The sequence below is a fragment of the Polaromonas sp. P1_G2 genome, assembly GCF_056405515.1.
Window position 1 is genome coordinate 1 of the sequence record NZ_JBFUBY010000474.1, and the last position, 3,343, is coordinate 3,343.

Below are 3,343 nucleotides of genomic sequence, written 5' to 3' on the forward strand. Positions count from 1 at the left end.
GTCCGAAGCTCGGCAAGGCTGCCGCCCTCGTCATGCCTTGGAGCGACACCTATGCCATGACCCAGCATCTGGCCGAGAAATCGCGCCATGTCGCCACAAACGCCCATGCCATCCTCATCATGGACCAGACGGGATGGCACATTTCCAATGCCTTGTCCGTGCCACCAAACATCACCATTCTGCCCCCGCCACCGTAACCGTCCGATTGAGGCCGCCTGCCGGAACTCGCCGCGCTGGGGTAAGACACGTGTTTAACGACGTCGTTAGCGACGTGTCTTATGCGAGGTTATGCGGTGCGGGTGGAAATTCTTGGTCAGGAACGGCGTCGTCGCTGGGATGATGCGAAGAAGCGCGCGATTGTGATGTCGGTCGGGATCGATGGCGCGACGGTGAGCGAAGTCGCCCACCGGCACGATGTGACACGGCAGCAGATCTACAGCTGGCGGCGTGAGCTGAAGAGGAAAGCGGTTTCCTGTCAATCGTCGAGTGTGGCTTTCATCCCTGTAGAGGTCGCCGCATTGCAGGACGGTCCGGTCCGTGGTGATACGATCGGCGGTCATGCTGGGATGATCGAATTGCGACTGAACTGCGGTCGGAGCCTTCGCTTTGACGGCGGGGTTGATACGGCGCTGCTGATGCGGCTCATTCGTGCGGTGGAGACGGCATGATTGGCCCAGGGACCGGCGTTCGGGTTTATCTGGCCTGCGGGTTTACGGACATGCGCAAGGGCATCGAGGGCCTGGCTGCCCTGACGCAGGATGTGTTGCGACAGAAGCCGACAGGCGGAGCGGTGTTTGCGTTTCGAGGGCGTCGTGGTGACCGTTTGAAACTTCTCTATTTTGATGGCCAGGGGTTCTGCCTCTATTACAAGGTCTTGCAGAAGGGCCGCTTYCCRTGGCCRTCGGCTGCTGATGGGACGGCGCGGCTGACATCGGCGCAAATGGCGATGTTATGGGAAGGAATTGATTGGCGGCGGCCGGACTGGGGTGCGCCGCCGGCGCGTGTCGGCTGATTTATCTGTCTGAAACTGCTTGTTTTTATGGCAATTCCTCCTGAGGCGTGATAGTCAGGGTCATGTCAAACGCGCGCCAAAATCTTCCCGATGATCCGGCCTTTCTCAAGGCGATGATCGCTGCCTTGCAGGCGGAAAACGCGAAGATGTCGGCAACGTTGCTGGCCCATGACCAGTTGATCCAGAGCCTGCGGTTGCGCATTGCCAAGCTCAAGAAACAGGTCTTCGGCAAGTCGTCGGAAAAGATCGAGCGGGAAATCGAGCAGCTGGAACTGGCGCTGGAGGATCTCTTGATTGCCGCGGCGGAGAACGACAGCAAGCCGATCGAAGAGGCCGATGAGCCTGCGCCTGTTCCGGCTGAGGCAAACACTGCCGAAAGGATGATGCGCCGTCGTCCCCGCGTATCGGAGAAGGCGGTTCGCGAGCGCAGGGAACTCGATCCCGGCAACCTGTGCCCCTCCTGTGGCGGCGAATTGCGTCTGGTCGGTGAGGATGTCAGCGAAATCCTCGACATGATCGCCGCGCAGATGAAGGTCATCGAGGTGGCTCGACTGAAGAAGTCCTGCCGCTGCTGCGAGAAGATGGTGCAGGTGCCCGCACCCAGCCGTCCGATCCCGGGCAGCATGGCGGGCGCCGGCCTGCTGGCTTACATCCTGGTCTCGAAGTTCGATGACCATCTGCCGCTCTATCGCCTGGGCGAGATCTTCGCCCGCATGGGCGCCGATATCCCCGACAGCACGCTGGTCGACTGGTGTGGGCGTGCYATGCGGGTGCTCCAAGACTGCCATTATGGCAAGCGACCTGCTTCATGCCGACGACACACCGATCCGGGTGCTGGACCGCTCCATGCGAGACAAAGGCTTGGGCAAGGGGGTGAAGAAGGGCAGGATCTGGACCTATGTGAGAGACCAACGTCCATGGGCCGGCGGCGCTCCGCCGGGTGCGGTCTATTACTTTGCTCCGGACTGGAAGGAAGACCACGTCCACCATCACCTCAGAGAGGCAAGCGGCATCCTGCAAGCCGATGGCTACAAGGGCTACGGCAAGCTTTACCAACCTTTGCCCAACGGGACACAGCGCCTACGTGAAGCGGCGTGCTGGGCGCATTGGCGGCGCGACTTCCATGACATCTGGACCTCGAACAAATCCGAGATCGCCCGCGAGGCTCTCGACCGCATCGGTGCGCTCTACGATATCGAACGCGACATTGCCGGCAAGCCTGCCGATATCCGGCTTGCCGCGCGTCAAAAGCACAGCAAGCAAAAGGTCGAAGTGTTGCGTGTCTGGGCCGAAGCGCAACTGACGCGCATTCCGGGCAAAGGCGACCTGGCGCAGGCCTTCCGTTATGGCCTGAGCCGCTGGTCGTCATTGAGCCTGTTCCTGGAGGATGGCCGTGTCGYCATCGACAACAATGCCGCCGAGCGGGCGTTGCGTCCGATCGGAATCGGAAGAAAGAATTGGTTGTTCGCCGGCGCCGACACCGGCGCGGAGACGCTCGCCCGGGCCATGACGATCATCGAGACCGCCAAGATGAACGGCCTCGATCCGCAGGCCTATCTGGCCGATGTGCTCGACCGCATCCACGATCATAAGATCAATCGGCTCGATGAACTGCTGCCCTGGAACTGGCAACCCGCCACTGCTGCCACCGCCGAGGCCGCCTGATGGCGACGATCACCCATGTCTTCAGCATCGGCTATGTCGCGAAAATGCTCAATGAGGATTCTGATCTGCTTCGAGCGATCAACCGCAACGATGACAATCTGAGCTACGGCAATATCATCAACGTCGTAACCGGAGAAGATGAAGCCATCACAGCGCTCTCCGATGATGGGATCGACGAACTCAGCCAGATGCTCGCCGACGCCCGCCGTTCAGCCAACAAATGGCACGACTTCCTTGAAACCTTCGTCGACGACGAAGAACTCGTTGCCCGCATCAAGGCAAAGCCCCTGCGGTAACAATCGGACGGTTACGATATAGATGCCGAAATCGCCTTTGATGATGTTTTCATTCGTCAATGTCAGGTGGGTAGCATTGCTGAGGACGCCATAGCCCGCCGTAACGATCTTGCTATCGTTGATAACGGAAACATTATCGCCGAAAAGGCCAAGCCCAGAGAGGCCGGTCAACTTTGCAGACGATTCAACATGAATGGTCGTGTTGTCGGCTGCACTGACGACGGCAATCTGATCACCGTGTACCTTGCCCAGAATGGAAATATCACTGCCATCGGATTGCACAGCGACGTTAATACCAAAGGTGTCTGACGTGACCGAAAACGTTTTCTCAAATGTCCATGAGTCACCCGATTTTTTGATTTCGTATGTC

The 3,343-nt window shown here is 59.2% G+C and carries 4 protein-coding genes and 2 pseudogenes; 5 read left to right on the top strand and 1 reads right to left on the bottom strand.

The annotated features are described in order from the left end of the window. The 5 genes and pseudogenes from AC1D0P_RS25375 to AC1D0P_RS25395 form a co-directional block, all read left to right on the top strand. A pseudogene (locus AC1D0P_RS25375) lies at positions 1 to 197 on the top strand (IS630 family transposase); the annotation flags it as partial. An 81-nt stretch (positions 198 to 278) separates the two neighbouring features. Continuing rightward, positions 279 to 668, top strand: coding sequence for an IS66-like element accessory protein TnpA (tnpA, locus tag AC1D0P_RS25380; protein ID WP_477679262.1), 390 nt, complete (start codon positions 279 to 281; stop codon positions 666 to 668). Then, positions 665 to 1,012 carry an IS66 family insertion sequence element accessory protein TnpB gene (gene tnpB, locus AC1D0P_RS25385; protein ID WP_477679263.1) on the top strand — a complete coding sequence of 116 codons (348 nt, stop codon included), beginning with the start codon at positions 665 to 667 and terminating at the stop codon, positions 1,010 to 1,012. The genes tnpA and tnpB overlap by 4 nt, the downstream gene beginning before the upstream one ends. A gap of 62 nt (positions 1,013 to 1,074) precedes the next feature. Then, a pseudogene (gene tnpC / locus AC1D0P_RS25390) lies at positions 1,075 to 2,677 on the top strand (IS66 family transposase). Beyond that, on the top strand, positions 2,677 to 2,973 hold the full coding sequence (locus AC1D0P_RS25395; protein WP_477679264.1) for a protein-tyrosine phosphatase family protein: 297 nt from the start codon (positions 2,677 to 2,679) through the stop codon (positions 2,971 to 2,973). The pseudogene tnpC and the gene AC1D0P_RS25395 overlap by 1 nt, the downstream one beginning before the upstream one ends. On the opposite strand, the gene AC1D0P_RS25400 is transcribed toward AC1D0P_RS25395, so the two are convergent. Further along, positions 2,887 to 3,343: hypothetical protein (locus AC1D0P_RS25400; RefSeq protein WP_477679265.1), on the bottom strand; the 457-nt coding region annotated here is incomplete at its 5' end. The genes AC1D0P_RS25395 and AC1D0P_RS25400 overlap by 87 nt on opposite strands.

Excerpts from the sequence above, each read along its gene's own strand:
- AC1D0P_RS25395 (WP_477679264.1), top strand. The coding sequence starts at position 2,677 with ATGGCGACGATCACCCATGTCTTCAGCATCGGCTATGTCGCGAAAATG.
- tnpA (WP_477679262.1), top strand. The coding sequence starts at position 279 with ATGCGAGGTTATGCGGTGCGGGTGGAAATTCTTGGTCAGGAACGGCGT.